The organism is Galbibacter sp. PAP.153 (assembly GCF_037029175.1).
Taxonomy (GTDB): domain Bacteria; phylum Bacteroidota; class Bacteroidia; order Flavobacteriales; family Flavobacteriaceae; genus Galbibacter; species Galbibacter pacificus.
In genome coordinates this window covers 1-18,945 of sequence record NZ_JAZEUN010000039.1, presented here as the reverse complement: position 1 = coordinate 18,945, position 18,945 = coordinate 1, and the positions used below count along the sequence as shown (strand labels likewise).

Annotated in this window: 14 protein-coding genes; all 14 read right to left on the bottom strand. The window is 35.7% G+C overall.

What is annotated here, in order from left to right; translation table 11 throughout:
* Positions 1-152: 152 nt before the first annotated feature.
* The 14 genes from UXI14_RS17550 to UXI14_RS17485 all read right to left on the bottom strand — a co-directional run bounded on the left by UXI14_RS17550 (position 153) and on the right by UXI14_RS17485 (position 18,226).
* Entirely contained in the window at positions 153-824 is a 672-nt protein-coding gene (locus UXI14_RS17550; RefSeq protein WP_335967280.1) for a bifunctional 4-hydroxy-2-oxoglutarate aldolase/2-dehydro-3-deoxy-phosphogluconate aldolase, read from the bottom strand.
* A 21-nt stretch (positions 825-845) separates the two neighbouring features.
* Complete coding sequence (locus UXI14_RS17545) at positions 846-1,853, bottom strand: sugar kinase (protein WP_335967279.1); 1,008 nt, start codon at positions 1,851-1,853, stop codon at positions 846-848.
* 19 nt (positions 1,854-1,872) lie between these two features.
* On the bottom strand, positions 1,873-2,973 hold the full coding sequence (locus UXI14_RS17540; protein ID WP_335967278.1) for a bile acid:sodium symporter family protein: 1,101 nt from the start codon (positions 2,971-2,973) through the stop codon (positions 1,873-1,875).
* Between the two features lie 33 nt (positions 2,974-3,006).
* Positions 3,007-3,492 (bottom strand): nuclear transport factor 2 family protein, encoded by a 486-nt coding sequence (locus tag UXI14_RS17535; protein WP_335967277.1) that lies wholly within the window; start codon positions 3,490-3,492, stop codon positions 3,007-3,009.
* A 59-nt stretch (positions 3,493-3,551) separates the two neighbouring features.
* Complete coding sequence (locus UXI14_RS17530; protein WP_335967276.1) at positions 3,552-5,564, bottom strand: PQQ-binding-like beta-propeller repeat protein; 2,013 nt, start codon at positions 5,562-5,564, stop codon at positions 3,552-3,554.
* A gap of 193 nt (positions 5,565-5,757) precedes the next feature.
* Positions 5,758-6,693, bottom strand: a complete 936-nt coding sequence (locus tag UXI14_RS17525) for an RraA family protein (RefSeq protein ID WP_335967275.1) — start codon at positions 6,691-6,693, stop codon at positions 5,758-5,760.
* Positions 6,694-6,817: 124 nt separating this feature from the next.
* A complete protein-coding gene (locus UXI14_RS17520) occupies positions 6,818-8,317 on the bottom strand; it encodes a mandelate racemase/muconate lactonizing enzyme family protein (protein WP_335967274.1) in 1,500 nt (499 codons plus the stop codon).
* A gap of 116 nt (positions 8,318-8,433) precedes the next feature.
* Complete coding sequence (locus UXI14_RS17515; protein WP_335967273.1) at positions 8,434-9,951, bottom strand: SusD/RagB family nutrient-binding outer membrane lipoprotein; 1,518 nt, start codon at positions 9,949-9,951, stop codon at positions 8,434-8,436.
* 10 nt (positions 9,952-9,961) lie between these two features.
* Positions 9,962-13,387: a SusC/RagA family TonB-linked outer membrane protein gene (locus UXI14_RS17510; RefSeq protein WP_335967272.1), complete on the bottom strand. Its 3,426-nt coding sequence runs from the start codon at positions 13,385-13,387 to the stop codon at positions 9,962-9,964.
* A 211-nt stretch (positions 13,388-13,598) separates the two neighbouring features.
* A complete protein-coding gene (locus UXI14_RS17505; RefSeq protein WP_335967271.1) occupies positions 13,599-14,780 on the bottom strand; it encodes a FecR domain-containing protein in 1,182 nt (393 codons plus the stop codon).
* 101 nt (positions 14,781-14,881) lie between these two features.
* Complete coding sequence (locus UXI14_RS17500) at positions 14,882-15,436, bottom strand: RNA polymerase sigma-70 factor (RefSeq protein ID WP_335967270.1); 555 nt, start codon at positions 15,434-15,436, stop codon at positions 14,882-14,884.
* A 417-nt stretch (positions 15,437-15,853) separates the two neighbouring features.
* Positions 15,854-16,894 (bottom strand): hypothetical protein, encoded by a 1,041-nt coding sequence (locus UXI14_RS17495; protein ID WP_335967269.1) that lies wholly within the window; start codon positions 16,892-16,894, stop codon positions 15,854-15,856.
* Positions 16,895-17,051: 157 nt separating this feature from the next.
* Positions 17,052-17,603, bottom strand: coding sequence for a dihydrofolate reductase family protein (locus UXI14_RS17490; RefSeq protein ID WP_335967268.1), 552 nt, complete (start codon positions 17,601-17,603; stop codon positions 17,052-17,054).
* Positions 17,604-17,776: 173 nt separating this feature from the next.
* Positions 17,777-18,226: an SgcJ/EcaC family oxidoreductase gene (locus UXI14_RS17485; protein WP_335967267.1), complete on the bottom strand. Its 450-nt coding sequence runs from the start codon at positions 18,224-18,226 to the stop codon at positions 17,777-17,779.
* Between the last annotated feature and the right edge of the window lie 719 nt (positions 18,227-18,945).

Sequence of the window (18,945 nt, the reverse complement as noted above, 5' to 3'; positions counted from 1 at the left end):
ATAAAACTTAAAAACACGTGATAGATTTTTGATAATACATGGGCTCTTCTCTTATCGGAATTAGCTTTGAAAGCGTTTAACTTCTGTGCTGTTTTAGTCAATTATCAAATACAAAGGTTTTAAATTTATATTCATTAAGAATATTAAGTTCTTTAGTCCCTTTTTAATGCGTTAATATAAAACGTAATCTCTTCTATTTTAGCTTTAATTATAGGCAATTTGAAATTACCCTCATTGTCTTTGACAAACAACTGAGATCCAAGCCCAACACAATGAACCCCTGCCCTAAACCACTTTTCGATTACTGATATTTCGGCATCAATTCCTCCGGTGGCCATGATGCTGGTCCATGGCATTGGGCCTTTAATCATTTTAATAAAATCTGCTCCTCCTGCCATAGAAGCTGGAAATAATTTTACGACTTCGGCGCCCAGTTCTTCTGCAACTGAAATTTCATTAATAGTAGAGCATCCTGGTATCCATGCAACCTTCCTGCGATTGCATGTTTTTGCCATATGTTGATCTACAATAGGACTAACAATAAAATTTGCCCCATATTGGATATAAGTAGCTGCTGTAGCTGCATCCATTATTGTCCCCGCTCCCAGTATTAAGTCTTTGAAATTATGACGAGCATACTTATGTAACTCAATAAACACTTCTTGTGCATTGATTCCTCTGTTTGTAAACTCAAAAACTCGTATACCCGCATCGTAACAACAGCTTACAATTGACTTGCATACATCTATATCGTGATGATGGAATACAGGCACTATTCCTGTTTCATACATTTTTTGAGTCACTTTTATCCTTTCGCAGTTCATTGCTACATTTAATTTTAGAAATCAACGTTTGATTTTTCCTGAGTAATTCCCTTTCTTAATTTCCAAGACTTCATTTATAGAAGCTAAATTTAAATCACCAGGTATTGTATGTTTAAGAGCACAGGCTGCATGTGCAAAATGCAATGTTTGTATGTCATCATCATATTGCATCAATCCATAAATTATCCCAGCGGAAAATGCATCGCCGGTTCCAATTCTGTCCACAACAGTATTTATTTCGATTAAGGAGGTTTCATAATAGAAAGATTCTTTGAAATATCTCGCATACATGATTTGTTGAGAGGCATTTCCATCTACTCTTACTTTATCAAATATCTTTTCAATATTTGGATACTCTTTGGTTAATTGCAAGCAGGCCTCTATAAAGCCATTTTTTTGATTATCATAATTTGTGTTTAAAAGCTTATTTATTTCATTCACCCCTCCTATAAACACTTGTGTATATGTTATTAACTTTCTCAATACTTCTTCTCCTCTCAATCCATAATTCCATAGGTTTTTCCGGTATGTAGGATCTGTTATTATTTGCATGTTTTTTTTTGAAGCCAGTTTTAATCCTTGCTTCAAAGTTTCTAAGGCCCCTTTGGAAATCCCCGGTGTAATACCCGTCCAATAAAAATAGCCTATTCCCCTTAAGGAATTTTCCCAATTTACCATTTCCGGTTTTATAACAGAAAAAGCACCACTCAATCGATTATAAATAATCCTACTAGGGCGAATCGAGCTTCCGGTTTCTAAAAAATACAGTCCAAGGGGTTCTTTTACTCGATTTATAAAAGAAGTATCAACCCCAAAGGCTTTTATGCGGTTTAGAATAGCCTTACCCAAAAAGTCATCTGAAATATTCGATATATGTCTCACATCTATCCCATAATTAGCTAAGGACACGGCTACATTAAATTCAGTTCCGCCAATATAAAAATCTAATTGTTCTACCTGTTGTATCCGTTTATTTCCAATTGGCGACAACCGCATTAGTATCTCTCCAAATGTTATTACTTTTTGCATATCATACGATTAAAATGACTTATTCATTTTCTTCATTTACATCTAACGGAGGGCGTTTATGCCAATAAGATGCGAGTATGGATCCCGTAACATTCATTAAAGGTCCAAAAATTGCAGGTGCCAATCCCATTGTTGCAATTTTTCCGACCGAATGTGCTATTGCTGAAGCCAATCCCCCGTTTTGCATTCCAACTTCTATTGCAATTGTACGAGCGTCGCTTTCTGAAAGCTTAAATCCCCGGGCATACCAATACCCCATTATATAACCAAATAGATTATGTAGTAGGACTAATACAATTAGCAAAAGCCCTATCTCCAGTAAACTATCCCTTCCGGCAGCTGTAATAACTATAATTATCAAAGCTATTCCTAACATAGAAACAATAGGCAGGGCTTTATCGAGCCATTTGGTTTTTCCTCTAAAAATTTTATTAAATAATAATCCTGCTCCAATTGGTATAATAATCATTTTTACAATTCCCCACATCATTGATAAAACGTCTACCTCAATAAACTCTCCTGCCAATAATTTCATCAATAAAGGAGTTACAAATGGAGCCAATAAAGTCGCAATTGAAGTAATAGTTAGGGACAGTGCCAAATTGGCTTTTGCCAAATACGCCATGACATTAGATGCCATTCCACTTGGCGAACATCCAATTAAAACAATTCCTGCTGCAATTTCCGGCGGTAAATCGCTAATCCAAGCCAGCATAAAACCCGAAATCGGCATTATAATAAACTGTGCTGTCACACCTATAAATACTCCCTTTGGGGTTTTAAAAACCGAAATAAAATCTTTTGTGCTCATGGATGTCCCCATTCCAAACATAATAATTTGAATGAGCGGAGTAATAAGTCCCGTTAATTTAAAATCTCCAATCTCTATAAAATATTGTGGATAATACATCCCCATTGCAACGACACCAAAAATCATAATTGTATAAACAAAACCTCTCAGTGCTTTAATCGTGTAAAAAAACATGGCCAATACTATAAAAAAACTAATTAACAATGGCCCCGACTGGGCTATCATTCCCAGTGATATCATGATGACAAATGCAATTAATAATAAAATTGCAATTCCTATGAATAATTTATTTATCAAGTTCTTTTTCAAAATGTAACAAATTAGATAGTTGATATTTTTTTATTAAACTTTGTAAGCCTGACGCGCGAGCAATTTCCATTGGTTATTTTTATAGATATATACAAGCACAACTCCAATTTTAACATCTACCGGTTTATCGGCATTAGAAGCTTTCGACTCAAAAACATGTCTGACTATGGCTGTATTTCCATCAATATGAATTGATTGTTTGGATAGCGTTATTGATAAGAAATCAAAAGGGCCATGCATCAAATCATCTATAAATTCTGATTTGTTTTGAATTTTACCACTGGAATGACCATAAGTTAATTCTTGATCGGTTAACTGCGCTAAAACATCCTGATTAGGAGCAATTAAAGTGCTGCTTAGTTCATTTACAGCTTCTTCAACTTCCTTAAAGGCACTTTTGTGCGAAATTGACAATAAAGTTGATTCTTGCTCCTTATTACTTTCTTTGCTTTTAGACTCTGTACAACTTAAAAGAGTTGCACTACAAATCACTAATAATAGTATGTATATAGACTTCATATTTTAATTTTATAGGTTCTAATTTATTTATAACAAATTTCATTTTAAATACTTGTACTTTATAGAGAGAAGGCTAGATAATACCCCCCATATTTTAATCCTCTACCGCCCCCGGCAGCTATAACTAAATATTGTTTATTATTGACTGTATAGGTAATGGGTGTGGCAAATCCAGCCGCAGGTAATTTGTATTCCCACAGTACCTCTCCGGTATCCTTATCAAAAGCTCTAATTTTTTCATCGCGTGTAGCCGCAATAAATACAACGCCTCCAGCAGTAACTATTGGCCCTCCATAATTATCGGTCCCTGTTATTGGGATTCCTTTTTTTGACAATTCTTCATATTCTCCCAAAGGAACTTTCCATACATATTCTCCCGATTTTAAATCGATAGCATTAAGAGTGCCCCAGGGTGGTTTTATCCCTGGATAGTTGTTTTCATCTACTAGTTTTTTCCATGTTTTGACAATGTACCTAGGTTCAAATCCAAAAACTGCCTCTTCTTTTTTAACAGCTTTATATGGGTCTTTTTGTGATGTAGAATGCTCTTCTTCAATAGGATCAGAATCCTTTGGAATGTTCATTATGTAGTTAATAACCTGATCGACTTCTTCATTAGACAAATGATTAAATGCTGGCATCCTACCACTTCCAGATGCTATAACTTTTTGAATTTCTGTTTTAGTTAAACGATCGGCTATATCGACCAAACTCGGAAACAGCCCGCTTCCCTTCATAGAAATCCCATGACACATCATACAATTTTTTGCATAAATAGTATTTCCCAAATCATTGACAGATTCAGGTTTAAGACTATCTATATTTACCATCTCTAGAATCCAAGCTTCTTCATTGGCGTTTTGATATAAAATCCCTTCTTTATCAATAGCATTTCCTCCCCATTCTGCCCCTCCGCTATAACCGAAAAGTAGTGTCCCTTTTTCGCTAGGAGGTGTAAATTTGTTATCTGTACTATATTCCTTAAAGATAGTTTTTACATAGTTATATGATTCTTCAGACAGGTTTGTTATATCTTCTTCAAGAACCACTTGCCTGGAAAATGGCTTTGGTTTTATAGGAAATTTCTGTATTGGCCAAGGTTCTTCCCGTTTTAAACCACCAATAGGCACAGGTTTTTCTTCAACTGGAAAAAGTGATTTCCCCGTATCTCTGTCTAAAACATATAAAAGCCCATCTTTTGTAGCTTGTACAACAACATCCACTTGACCTCCCTGAAAATTTATTGTTGACAAATTAGGTTGACAGGAAATATCTCTGTCCCATAAATCATGAAATATTGTCTGATAATGCCAGTTGAGTTTACCTGTTGCCGCATCTAGTGAAAGAATACAGTTTGCATATAAATTTCTACCCGATCTATTTCCTCCATAAAAGTCGGAAGAAGGTGAACCCGTTCCAAAATAAATGGCTCCGCGACGATAATCGACAACCATTCCGGCCCAATTATTTACTCCACCTATCTCTTGATATGCTTTTTTGGGCCATGTATCATATCCTTTTTCTCCTGGATGAGGAATTGTATGAAATGTCCAAAGTAATTCTCCACTCTCTACATTAAATGCTCTAATAGTTCCCGGTGCAGCATTACCGCCTTCCCCAACGCTAGAGCCAATAATAAATATATCTTTATATATAACCCCTGGCGATGTTGCGGTTATAGATAATGAGGTAATATCTTTATCAATCCCTTGTCCTACACCTTCATGGAGATCAACTTTACCATTAGTGCCAAAAGTCGGTACTGGTATGCCTTTATTTGCATTAATGGCATATAATTTAGAGCCTACTGTATAAAGTATTCTTTCATCATTGTCCTTTTTCCAATAAACCACCCCTCTGTTGGTATTTTTTCCACGTGTTTTATTGCTTATTTCTGGAGTAAAACTCCATATTTCAGCTCCTGTAGCAGCATTTAATGCAAATAAGCGAAGATTTGGCGATGTCCCGTATAAAACTTCATTAATTACAATTGGCTGACATTGAATTTGTCCTTTATCAGTTGTTTTTTTATTAGTTGCATTATATGTCCAAGCTAATTTTATGTTCTTCACATTGCTTCTATTAATTTGATCTAAAGGAGAGTACCTATTTCCATAGCTATTACCTCCATAAATAGGCCAATCTGCACCAGTTTCAAATGGCCGATTTACATTTTGACAATCAACGAATGTGCAACTTGTCACAAATAATAATAAGAGAAATAAAAGCAGTCGAAAACAGATAATCATGCCAAATCATTCAAAATTAATATCCGTGAGATTTTAAATATGCATTTAACTCACTTCTTGACATTGGTAATTTGGTATCAGGATAATTATCCAACCAATTGACAAAATCATTCTTGATATCCTTCGTCCACTGGGTATCAATTTGACCTGCGGTATATTTTTTTTCTTTTAAACGTTGGAAACCAAACTGATCCCTTAAATTAGTGACCTCTGAAGATATTACCAGATCGGACATTAAATAAGCCGGAATAAAAACAACACCATAACTATTTGCAAGAACTATATCTCCAGGCAATACTATTGCCCTGCCAATACGAATTGGAGCATTTATAGAAGTTAGCATTTCCTGTTGTAAATAAGAAGGATCATCACCTCTGAACCATCCTTGAAACCCCTCAATCTCTTTAAGACCTGCTAAATCTCTCACCCCAGCATCAAAAATAACCCCGTTTTTAGAATTGGCATAAATGGCATTTCCTAAGTTTGACCCTATCAGTGTTCCATCAATTATCCTTCCATAGCCATCTGCCACATATACATCTCCGGGTTTAAGGGTTTCTATAGGCCATGAATTACTTCCCCCAATGGTATCTCGTTTTTCTTCGGCGCCTTTTAATTTAATGACTTTTTCAAAGTCAGGCCGCAATGGCATATATTGAGCCGTAACAACCCTTCCTGTCATTACGCCATCTTCATGCACCATTTTCCAATTTCCATCATACTGATTGTGATAACCTTTTCCTCTTAAAAATCCCCATGCCTCTTCAATATTAACACTTTGGAGCCTCTTAAGAAGAGCATCAGATACTTTGGGCCTTCCATCTTCAAACCGTTCTCCTTTCCAGTTTGATGTTAGTTCTTTTATATATTCAGAGGTAGCCGTAACACTTTGAGCTGTCAAAGTAGTTGCAAAAAATCCACAAACGATTATTGTAATTATATTTCTTATCATAATTTCCTTAATTATTCTTCATTAAATTGATATTCATTATAAATCTGGCGTTCATCCCCAGACATATACACTAGGGATGAAATACCAGAAATTCAAGCTAACTTTAACTAAAACACTTCAATTATTAACTATATGTTCTATCGTGAGACCTTATTTCATCCCATTCTTTTGTAGGTGCAAAGAAGGTTTTATCGCTAGGGTGCAAATGTTCTTTTAAAACATCTTCATTCAATTCAATACCAAGCCCTGGAGCAGTTAAGGGAACAGGAGCAAATCCTTTATCTATCATTTTACCCCCGCCTGTCATTACAACTAAATCTTCCCACCAAGGAAGATCTACCGAATGGTGTTCTAATGCTAAAAAGTTTTGGGTAGCAGCTGCACAATGTACATTTGCCATAAAAGACACAGGTGTACCAGCTTGGTGCATTGCCATTCCAATTCCAAATCCTTCAGCGTAATCTCCAATACGTTTGGTCTCCAACAAACCACCAGATGAAGCTAAATCCGGATGAATAATATCGACTGAACGATTATGTATCAATGGTTTGAAGTTTTCTAAGAAATTAATGTCCTCTCCGGTAGCAGTTGGTGTTTCAATGGCATCCGAAATTGTTTTCCATTGCTCGGTATACTGCCATGGCACCATATCTTCAAACCAAGCAAGCCTATACTTATCTAACCGTTTTGCCAAACGGATTCCATTATTTAAGTCGAAATGACCGTAGTGATCGGTTGATATGGGAATTTCATACCCTACCATATTGCGCACGTTCTCAACAATGGCATCTAGATGATCTAGGCCTTTCTCTGTAATTTGAATTTGCGTAAAGGGATGCATTGTATTTGCATATGACGTTAAATTATTTCGATCGCCCCATTGTGCTAAATTTCCCTTACCATTTTCCCAAAATTTTCCATTTACAATGGTTCCTGGCTTCCCTTTCAGCTCACCAATAGAAACATCCATTTTTAACCAGGTATATCCTTGATCATTGATTCTATAATCTATAAGCCTTCTTTGCTCCTCAGGTGAATCTGCTTCTGGAGTATCTGCATATAGCCTTACTTTATCTCTATACCTTCCCCCAAGCAATTGCCAAGCCGGCACATTGTATGCCTTTCCACAAATATCCCAAAGTGCCATTTCTACAGCACATACACCTCCCGCTTGTCGTGCAGGGCCTCCAAATTGCTTAATTGTTTTAAACAAGAGTTCTACGTTACATGGGTTTTTTCCAAGAATCCTACTCTTTAGGAAAAGGGCATAACGCACATCTGCCGCATCTCTAACTTCACCTAAGCCATAAATTCCTTGATTTGTATCAATACGAATAATGGCTGTTCCACCCATGACGTTTGTAAGGGCATATCGCATATCCGTTATTTTTAACTCGGAAGGCCCGGAAAAACGGTTCACTTTAGAGGTAGTTTGTGCCATGGTATCTTCAAATGACATTCCCATAAAACTAGCCAACCCTATTCCTCCTAAAGCTGTTTTCTTTAAAAAATTCCTTCGTTGATCTGTTGTTCTGGGATTATTTATTTCTTGATCTCTTGATATGGCATATGCCTTTTCTTCTTTTTTTGATTTAGCGATTAACCGCTGTAATTCATTTTTCATAATTTTGGTTTTAGATTATTTAATGACAGGAAATAGTTTGACTAGGCCACAATATCCCTTTCCAAGTGTGTTAACACCTAAATTATAATTATTAAAAACTGTTATTTTATTTAATGCTATTCTTTATCCCACCAAACCCTAGTATCCAAGTTATCGGGTCCCATTCTTGCAACCGCTTCATCAACATTTTCTTTGTTGACAGCCAATTCAGAGCTTGGATATGTAACCCTTCTAATAAAATCTCCCGTAATATCTTGCCCAGGATATGGGTTTGGTACTAATTGTGGAAAACCGGTTCTTCTAAAATTTGCATAGGCTTCCGGGCCATTTAAAAAAGATACTACCCAATATTGATTATAAATCTGTTCTAAACTTCCATTAAATGGATTTTCCATCAAATATTGATCAATTTCATCTGATGCAATAGCAGCGTCTTCATCATACTCAGCCATTAATTCCATATGAGCCCTTACCCCATTTTCAAAATAGGTCGACGAAGAACCGCTTATCCAGCCATATGTTGCAGCTTCGGCCAACAATAAGGATGTTTGAGCGTATGTTATGAGATACATGGGAGCATTAATTTTAACCATTCGGGTGCGGTCCACTTGGCTAAAGGCGTAAAAACTCTCGATACCTGCTTCTGACACCGCTTGGCCAATAGAGCTATTATCATGTCCCATGGGCATTCCTATCTGCTCATCCGGTTCGATAGAGGCATTATCCTCGGTTTGTTCAGTTCCAGATTTAGCACCTACATACCTAACAGCTATGGAGGTAAGTCTTGGGTCGTTAGTATCTGCAAGAAAATTTACAAACGTATCAACTAGGTAAAAATTATTTGCCTCTGAACCATTCAGGAAATTCCCAATAGGATTGGTAAAATTGTTATCATGCCTTATTACATAATTGTCGACATTTGCTTGCATAACCCCATTTGCAAAAGCATCTTGCACTGTTTGCATGGCCAAACTATTATCTACCTTTGTCAGGTGCATTCCCAGTCGTAATAAAAGTGAATTTCCTAGCCTTTTCCATTTATTAATATCACCCGAATATAATATTTCACCGTCAACTTCCTCTGCTGAAGAATTTAGGCTTGAAACAGCATCCTTTACTTGGTTTATCAAGTCTTTATAAATTTCACTCTGTGCATCGTATTTTGGAAGCAATATTTGGCTTGAAAACCCTGCACCTGCATCAAAATAAGGGATATCCCCATAACTATCGGTTAATACCATGAACGCATATGCCTGTATTATTCTTGTCATATTATACAAATTAGAATGCTCTGGCCGTTCATTTAAAGTGCTGATTAAATCTCCAGTATGTTTAATAACGGTTTCATAATAATCATCCCAAACCTCAGCTGAGGCAAAACGATTATCTTGATTATGATTTCCCCCAGTAAGAATTCCTGAATTGGGGGTAACAATTTGTTGTACTATAGCTGCATCATATTTTAATTGTCCAGTTGCAAAAGATGTCCCTATTAACGCATTATTAAAAAGGGAAACCGGATCTACGCTTGTAGGGTCAACTTTATTGGTATTAATATCTTCAAAATCTTTTTCGCATGAAGTTGTAAATAATAACACAACCGAACAAAAAAGAAGGTATTTCATATTTTTCATAATGACTTCTTTAAAATTTACAGTTAAGATTAAAACCGATGCTTCTAGTGGTGGGCAATCCCGTAGATTCTAAGCCAGAAACATTATCAGAGCTAAATGCAAAGGAGTCAGGATCAATGTTATCTACCCATTTTTTTAACATTAAAACATTGTTGGCCACAAGACTGATAGTTGCTCCTTTAATAAATGCATCTTCCGGAATAAATTTTCTGAAATTATAGCCAAAAGTAACCTGTCTCAACTTCCAATAGCCTCCATTGTATACAATAGGCTCTATAATCTGTGAAGCTCTAACGACCTCCCAATATTGTTGAGATTCGGCAGCTACTGTATTAACTTCACCTGCTAAATTAACACCATCGCCTATCACTCCTGTATCCCTTCCTGGAAGTGTCATTTTATGCAAACCATGTCTGACTGCATTAAAGTTGGTACCAGAAATCATTTTATTTCCCAACTTAAAATCAATTAAAAAGGAAAGATTAAAATCCTTATATCGAATTGTATTTGTTATTCCTCCTACCCATTTCGGTAATGCACTGCCATATAACATGATATCTTCCGATGGCAAAGCTCGCCCATCATCTCCAAATACTTTTCTTCCCTGTTCGTCACGCCTATATCCAAAACCACCTAATTGGCCGATTTCTTCTCCAACTACCTGATATAAGAACCCGTTAAATACATGTTCTCCTACTAAAATCCTATCTCCTGGTTGGTCTGTTAAAAGACTCAGCACCTTTGTTTTATTATAGGATGCATTTACATTAAAATCCCATTGAAAGTCTTTATTTTTAATGGGAATAATATTCACCATTGCTTCAAAACCGTCACTTCTACTTTCTCCACTATTAATTAATGTATTTACAAAACCTGAAGTATTTGAAATCTGGGCGGGAATTATTTGATCCTCGGTTAACTTCCTATACACTGCAACATCAAAGGAAAGTCTGCTATCAAACATTCTTAAGTCCAAACCGAATTCCATTTCCGAAGTTCGCATGGGTCTTAAATAAGGATTTGGCAAAGTGCTTGTAGCGGCTCCTGCAACCGGTTGCAAAACGCCTTCTGAATTTGGGAAAAAATTTGGATCTATATTATAAAATAAAGCATTTGAATATGGAGGTACGTCTGTGTCGCTCCCTACTTCTGCATAGGCAAACCTCAACTTTCCAAAACTTAACCAATTGGAATCTTCTGCTAGATCATTAGAAAACACATAACTACCAGATATTGAAGGGTACAATATACTTCTGTTTTCTGGTGAAAGTGTGGAAAACCAATCGTTTCTAAAAGTTCCGCTTAAATAATAAGTATCTTTAAAAGATAGGTCTACAGCCCCGTAGACAGAATTTACAGCTCTTTCTGAAATGGAATACGTCGGATCCTTCACACGTCCATTTTGTACGGTATATAAATCCCGGATAACAAAATCTGTAACATCCACACGGTTTGCATCAGTACGACGATGCATCCTATTTCCACCCATGTTAACTCCTAGATTAAAATCATCACCAAAGTCTTTGGATGCCGAGACTAAAAAATCCATATTGGTTTCCCTAAATTTACGCGTTTCTTGTGTAAATGTTCCGTTTACAAACCCTTGCGGGGCTGGCCCTCTAGATGCTTGTCCTGTTGGAAAGCCATTGTACTCTTGATCTCTTGACCAATAATCCTGACCTATCCTGCCTTGTACAAATAACCAAGGGAGAATGGTATATTTAGCAGATATATTACCAAAAATTCGGTCTCTTTTTATATGATTGAATTGTTCTGAAAGGGTAAAATAAGGATTTGTTCTATTACGGAACCTGGAATACACATATTCATTTCCATTCTCATCAAACTTATAAGCATCCAACAAGTCTAATGGCATTGAATTCGCCAAATTATAAAGTGAAACCGGAATTGTATTATCCTGCTGCCCAACGTTTGGAGGGTTTGTGTTCTCTTCGTGGGAATAATTTATATGTACATTTACATTAAGTTTTGATGAAAGATCGTGTGTAACCCCCAAGCTAACCGTTTTCCTATCAAATTCATTGTTTGGGGTAATTCCTTCACTCTTTAAATTAGCTATCGAAAGATTAAAACCACCTTTCTCTCTTCCACCGGATACTGAAACTGAATTTGTAACATCAATTCCGGTTCTATAAAACTTCTTTATTCGGTCGTAAACCGGCTCATAGGGAACTTCAACACCATCAAATAGAACTTGCGTCATCCCTGGTTGAAACTTCTCCCCAAAAGACCATTGTCCAGAGGTTGGGTTTGCTTCTGTTGGTCGAACACCATTTTCACCTTGTCCATATTCATATTGGTAATCGGTAAAATCTAAAGGTGTATGATTGGTAACATTTAAATTGTAAGTCACCCCAATCCCTTGACCTTCTCCACGAGTTTTAGTAGTAATCATAATTACACCATCTTTTGCTCTCGAACCATACAGGGCAGCCGCTGTGGCCCCTTTTAATACCGTCATACTTTCTATATCATCGGGATTGATACTGGAAAAACCATCTCCACCGTCGGAATACACACCCCCATCGCTAGTCCCCGGTTCGCTACCTGTGCTCCCAGGATTAGTTCCAAAACTGGTATTATCTATAGGCACTCCATTCACTACAATTAATGGGCTGTTCGTTCCAGAAATAGACGATTGTCCTCGAATTCTAACCTTTGATGATCCTCCAGGACCACTACCTAAAGCTGAGATATTTACTCCGGCAACTTTTCCCTGAAGCGAATTCATAAAGTTACTTGATCGGTTGACACTTACCTCTTCTGCCTCAACTTCAGAGACCGAATATCCTAATTTTCTTACTTCACGCTTTATGCCTAAGGCAGTGACTACAACGGCATCAAGAGCTTGTGCATCTTCTTGCATTTGGACATTAATTCTAGCTTGTCCCCCTAATGGCTGACGAATGGTTTTCATCCCAACAAAAGTGAAAACAATGGTAGCGTTATTATCTACATTATCTATATTTAAAGAATATTCACCCTCAAAATCTGTTGTAGTACCAATGGACGTTCCTTCAATCAAAACATTGACGCCAGGCATTGGAACATTTTGATTATCTGTCACAATTCCCGAGACCGTTTGTTGATATTCTACAGAAATAGTACCTGAAGACTTAAACGAAGTAGTTTCTTTTTTTAATATGATTTGATTTTGCACCGTTTCATAAGTAATAGCAGAATTATGAAATAAATCATGGAGTATCTCTGAAAGTGGCGTTTTTACATAATCGACAGAAATCGTTTTTTTATAGTCTATTTCATTATCATTATATAAAATCTTGTAATCTGTTAGTTCCTCTATTTCCTTGAACACTTCTTCCAGTGCTACACCGTCAAGATGAATGGACAAAGGTTCATTCATGGAAAGAGGGTCTGCCTGGACTTGAAACAGCGTTATGATGTAAAAGTTCAAAAGAAGTTTCATTTTCAGATCAAACTTTAATGTACTATGAAATACATCCTTTAACTTCAAAAGGTTTTTCATATCTTTGTTTTGGTTTAGTGGTTAAACATTGTTTTAATCACCTACATTTAATCGGGAGATGTTCCAGCATTTTCCGATTTTTTTATGGTCTGTGATTTTTTTAAATTTTTAAGCTTTCTTCATTAGTAAATTGTGTATGTTAAGGGTTAATAATGATTTTTTTATTGTTGATTTTGGAATATTCAAATGAAAAATTCTTTTGAAAAGCATGTAATATTTCTTCTAGACTTTCTCCTTCAAAACTCGCGGTAAAAATCTGCTTAGCTAATTTTTTATTTCTATTATCAAAAGAGCAATTAAAATGCCTTTCAAGCCTTTTTAAGATTTGAGGAAAAGGTTTATGACTGAATATTAATTTTCCATCCAGCCAATCCGTATAGATATTGGTATCTACATCTTCCCTAGTAATTTGGTTGTCCTTTTTATTTAATACAGCCATTTGGCCGGGAGATAAAATTGGAGAAGAATCAGGTTGATATGTTTCATCCTCTTTGAACACTGCTACCGATCCTTCAAGCAAAATAGTTCTAGCCTCTGCATCCTCCTTATAAGAGTTTGCTATAAATTTTGTTCCTAGAACCCGAATGTTCATATGGCCCGTATTAACTATAAATGGCCGATTTACGTCCTTACTCACTTCAAAATACGCTTCTCCCTCTAAAACAACCTGCCGCTGATTGTTTTTTATGAACTGAAACGGATATTCTAAAGTTGATCCTGCATTCATATGCACCACCGTACCATCGGACAATTCCACCTTAAAAGTTTTACCGTAAGGGACATATAATTTGTGAAATTTTAACTCGTTCCCTTCTTTTTTATTATATTTAATTAGATTATGATCTTGCCATCCTATGACTTCCCCATTAGGCCCGTTAATCGATGCCGAACTTGATGTAGACAAGACTTTTACTAAACCATCGTCTAGTTCTAAACGTATGCTGTCTATAGGTAATTGAGCTATACTGTTATCTTCCAAATTAAAAATTTGATTACCAAAAGTCAAGTAACCAATAAATACACCTATTAATAATACGGCGGCTACTTTACCAATAACACTCAAAAAGTGTAAATTTGAAGATGGTACTTGAATAGCAGCTTTTATTTTTTTCCAATCATCGTCCTTACTTTTATTAAAATCTTTAATTATCTGATTTCTTTCTTCAACCTTTTTAGCATCTTGTAATGACTCTATAATATAATTTTTATCTTCTTCCGATAAGTCTATAGAATCGATATCGTTCCCGCGGATAGGTTCCCTCCTCAAAAACTTATCAGCAAGCTTATTTGCCAAATATGTTATTCTATTAAAATCAGTCATTAAATATTAAATTATTAATAAAAATACCCTCCTTATTTTGTCATCTTCACATATAAAGACGGCAAACAACATAAAAAGGGTTAAAAAAAAATTGATTTTTTTTAAATATCCGTAAAAATATGGGCTATCAATACAAAGGCTCCTTTTAAAATCACTCTTAACTTCCCATAAGCTATTCGTTTTTGGGCCTTAACTGTATTTATGGAGATGGATAGTTCTTTGGAAATTTCATCATTTTTATATCCATTTAAGCTCAGGTCTATAATTTGTTTACACTTAAATGGCAAAGTATTTACTGCTTCTTGTATCAATCTGGATGATTCTTCTAATATGGCTTCGCGAGTAAAGTAAGGTTCTGATTCTAGTTTCTTTATTTCTATGTCACTTATTGACCTTATCTTTTTATAGGCATTACTTTTTAAAAAATCTAGCGATTTATTTTTAACTGAAGTATATAAATAGGATCTTATAGCATTCTCACTTGTAAGACCAATTTGCTTGTCCCATATCTTTATAAACACCTCTTGTACTACATCTTTACATGCTTCATAATCATTTAAGTATTTATTTGCAAAATTACATAAAGGATTATAATAAGTGTTGAACAATATTTTATACTCTTTGAATGTGATTTGATACGGTTCTATTGATTTCAAAACTTTAGAAGTTTAATTACATATTACACGACAACTTATATTTCCAATATCAACTTTTATAAAACCGTCATAATTTAAGTTTAATTTTTAGAATTTAAAAATTAATTGAATAAATTATTAAATTATTGTTAATTCTAAGATCTGATTCATAAAAACTTGCATAAAACTTTCGCAAAATAAATGAATGTATAAAATATGTTTACAGAATCGATAAGCTAAGAAAAGTATTGCATAAAACAATTAAATATAGTTGTTATAAAATTTGGTACAATAGGGTGAAAATCATGTAAATTGGCAGATAAACCGATATGCTACCAGCAGAAGCAATGGTATATGGTAATAATGCCTAGATGGTATACAGATTTGAAAACTCTAAGTGAAAAAAAGGGATAGCAATTAGATTGTTCTGATTTGTAATTACAAATTATCCCTACTTTTTATGATCGTACTTCCACATTGGTCACATATGGTTTCTATACTGACCTGATAAATATCCCTAAGGCCATTGCCCGGACCATGGAGTTTTTCAATTAATTGATCATAACTTAACCGTTTTTTCAAAGGCTGTGAAAATAGATTTCGGTTACTGGCAAAGAACAAATAATTCCCATCCGGAGATAACTTTGCGCCAAATTCCCACCCCTCGGAATTAATTGCACTGCCAAGGTTACAGGGCTTGGTCCAGTTTCCCTCCCGGTTATAGGAAATATAAAGATCGTAGGCCCCTTGGTTCTCTTTATGACCGTTGGAAGAAAAAATCAAAAAACTTTCATCCGGAGCAATATATCCCTCAATATCGTTGCCGGGCGTATTTATCATTTCCCCTAAGTTTTCCGGTTCGGTATATCTGCCATCAATGAACTTTGACCGCCAAAGGTCGCTGGTCCCTTTGGGACCATAATTTCCTTCTTGCCGCTCAGAGCCAAAGTAAATCGTCCCATCATTGGTCACGGTAGGAAACCATTCAAAGCCAGGGCTATTGATTTCCGTCAATGGTTCGGGCTCTCCCCAAGTAGGACCGTTCTTGTGTATCATCCAGATATCGGTATTATCTTTTGGGTTGGCCCCTTCTATTAACGGGCGGTTGGAGATAAAGAATATTTTGTTACCATCTTGACCGAACGCAATATCGGCATCGCTATATTGTCCAGAAAACGGAGCCACTTCCGGTTTGGTCCAACGGCCTTCCTCGAAGGCAGAAAACACTATTGTCCAATGATTAAAAGTAGGCGTGTTTTTAATAAAGTATAACGTATCGCCATTACTTGTGAATGTAGGATGTGACTCGTCATCGCCGGTTGAGATAATTCCGGGGGCAAATAGGACCGGTTGATCAATTGTTGTTGAATCTATTAACGCTTGATCTTGATTTTTCTCTTTGGGATTTTCGCCTATATGGTTTTTACAAGCTATGCAAGTCAATGCGATCAAGGCTAGGATTGCGTGTGTTTTTCTCATTTGGTTTTATGTTTTAACCCATTCTTCAAGTCCATATCAATGTTGAAATAAACAAAGCGTATTTTCTCGTTCATCATTTAAAGAATTAATTTTGTCTTCTTTAGTTTCTCAAGGTGCCGTTTCATAGTTTTAATTTATTTTTTCGTTATTGTTTTTCTTACTTGTCTTTCGGTTGGTAATACAGAATTACAGCTCCATTATTGAAGGTTTTATTTTTGACCAGCTTAAAAATAATCCTGTCGTCTATGTTTTCAAAGAAAGGCAAACCTTTTCCTTCGACCATTGGATAAATGCAAAGCTGTAATTCATCAATCAGGTCAAGTTTTAAGAGTTGTATGATTAAACTGCGGCTACCCACCAAAATATCTTTGCCCGGTTGTTGTTTGATTTCTAAAACTTCATCTTTTAAATCTTGTTTTGCTAATGCAGCACTTTTCCATTCTACATTTTTAATCGTGCGGGAGAATACCATTTTCGGAATTTTATCTATTGCCTTGGCAAAGTCGTTCATCGATTTTTCTTCGGATGGATTTTCCAAAACGGTTCGCCAAAATTCCATAAGTTTATACGTGGTCCTGCCATATAGGATCATACCTCCCTGCCCCAGGAGTTCCGTATAATGTTTATGTATACCTTCATCGGGCATTCCAGCGGTATGATCGCAAATGCCGTCAAGTGTCATGTTTAATGCTCCAATTATTTTCCTCATACTATTTATAGCTGTTCAACTTTCGGTCTCTGTAGCTTCTTTTAAATAGCCGTCCAGGTGTGCTGAGGAGATAAATTACCTGTACACTTAACTTTACAGATATGTTTATTAATGTTCAGTCCCTTCAAATTTGGTACATTCACCCGCATTATGACTATAGGATATTATATTTTTTATTTCCTTATAAGTTCGCTTAATTCTTTTGTCAGTTCTTCTACGGCCTCGGGCCTGCCGTGAAATTGTGCAGGGGTGTTTTGGAAAAGATCAATTTTCCAATTGTCATTGTTATGGTGTTTTATTGCCGTGAACGTTTGTATGGCGTTGGCCGCCGGGTTAATCTCCTTTTGGCCAGGTGGGACCATTCCGACAACAGCTACGAGGGTAGCAACTTCTGAACTCAAAAACCGGACTTCTTTAACTTTCCAGACGTAATCGGCCGTTTGATGATGTTTGAATATTTTCCCGATTTCAGCTTCGATTTCCTTTTTACCGTTATATTGGCTTCCGTCAAATCCTATCGATATCCCGTTATCGGTAAAGAGCGATGCCATTTTAATTGCTTCTTGGTTATTCCATGCGGTCAGTAAATCGGTGTGCAATCTTTCTATTTGTATTTTATCCATTTTTTTTGGTTTAAAAGTTTATGTTTTATGGATACGCCGTTTATAACCGTTGATAGCTATCCATGGTATTGGACTGGATGAAAATTCCCCGGTAACTCCCCGTATTCAAAGTTAAGAATTGTTTTATACTTATAAACAGTTCGCTTTTAAAGGGGAGCTAACACTTCCACCATATAGGGAATGATAGACTTTTCCTTCTGGAATTGAAACTAAAAATTGGACAACTTTGAACTTTTATTATTGTGTAAATTATGATATACTATAAGCCAATTTCTTCAAATCATCTATAAAATGGTTCGAAAATTGTTCTGTCAAGGCTACTAGTAATGACAAGGGTTTCAAGAGATTGGGACCTTTTTTTGATGCCCTAAATTCTGCTCAGGTAAAACATTTGCTTTTTTTCATATTTTTTGTTGCTTTATGGCCACAAAGCAACAAAAACCTTGTAAATCAAAGATTTTGCAAAGTTTTTGACTTGTTTGGGCTTTGCTTGCAATCTTTTGAATCTAATTGATAATAGAAAGGGAAGGAATTTTTCAAATTAAATCATTATTTTCAAGTATGTAAAAAATCACTTTACATAAAGTAACGTGAGTTCGATATAAAAAAAGTAAAGTTTTCCCATAAAAAAAGCAGAAAATTTAGTAAATTAAAGTACTGATTTTTAATTATTTAACTAAACTTTCCGCTTATGCTTTCTATTGATAAAATTACAGAAT

What these genes read in the sequence shown, in the direction of transcription:
- UXI14_RS17550 (WP_335967280.1), bottom strand. Translation starts at nt 824, where the DNA reads ATGAACTGCGAAAGGATAAAAGTGACTCAAAAAATGTATGAAACAGGA.
- UXI14_RS17545 (WP_335967279.1), bottom strand. Translation starts at nt 1,853, where the DNA reads ATGCAAAAAGTAATAACATTTGGAGAGATACTAATGCGGTTGTCGCCA.
- UXI14_RS17535 (WP_335967277.1), bottom strand. Translation starts at nt 3,492, where the DNA reads ATGAAGTCTATATACATACTATTATTAGTGATTTGTAGTGCAACTCTT.
- UXI14_RS17525 (WP_335967275.1), bottom strand. Translation starts at nt 6,693, where the DNA reads ATGATAAGAAATATAATTACAATAATCGTTTGTGGATTTTTTGCAACT.
- UXI14_RS17520 (WP_335967274.1), bottom strand. Translation starts at nt 8,317, where the DNA reads ATGAAAAATGAATTACAGCGGTTAATCGCTAAATCAAAAAAAGAAGAA.
- UXI14_RS17515 (WP_335967273.1), bottom strand. Translation starts at nt 9,951, where the DNA reads ATGAAAAATATGAAATACCTTCTTTTTTGTTCGGTTGTGTTATTATTT.
- UXI14_RS17505 (WP_335967271.1), bottom strand. Translation starts at nt 14,780, where the DNA reads ATGACTGATTTTAATAGAATAACATATTTGGCAAATAAGCTTGCTGAT.
- UXI14_RS17495 (WP_335967269.1), bottom strand. Translation starts at nt 16,894, where the DNA reads ATGAGAAAAACACACGCAATCCTAGCCTTGATCGCATTGACTTGCATA.
- UXI14_RS17490 (WP_335967268.1), bottom strand. Translation starts at nt 17,603, where the DNA reads ATGAGGAAAATAATTGGAGCATTAAACATGACACTTGACGGCATTTGC.
- UXI14_RS17485 (WP_335967267.1), bottom strand. Translation starts at nt 18,226, where the DNA reads ATGGATAAAATACAAATAGAAAGATTGCACACCGATTTACTGACCGCA.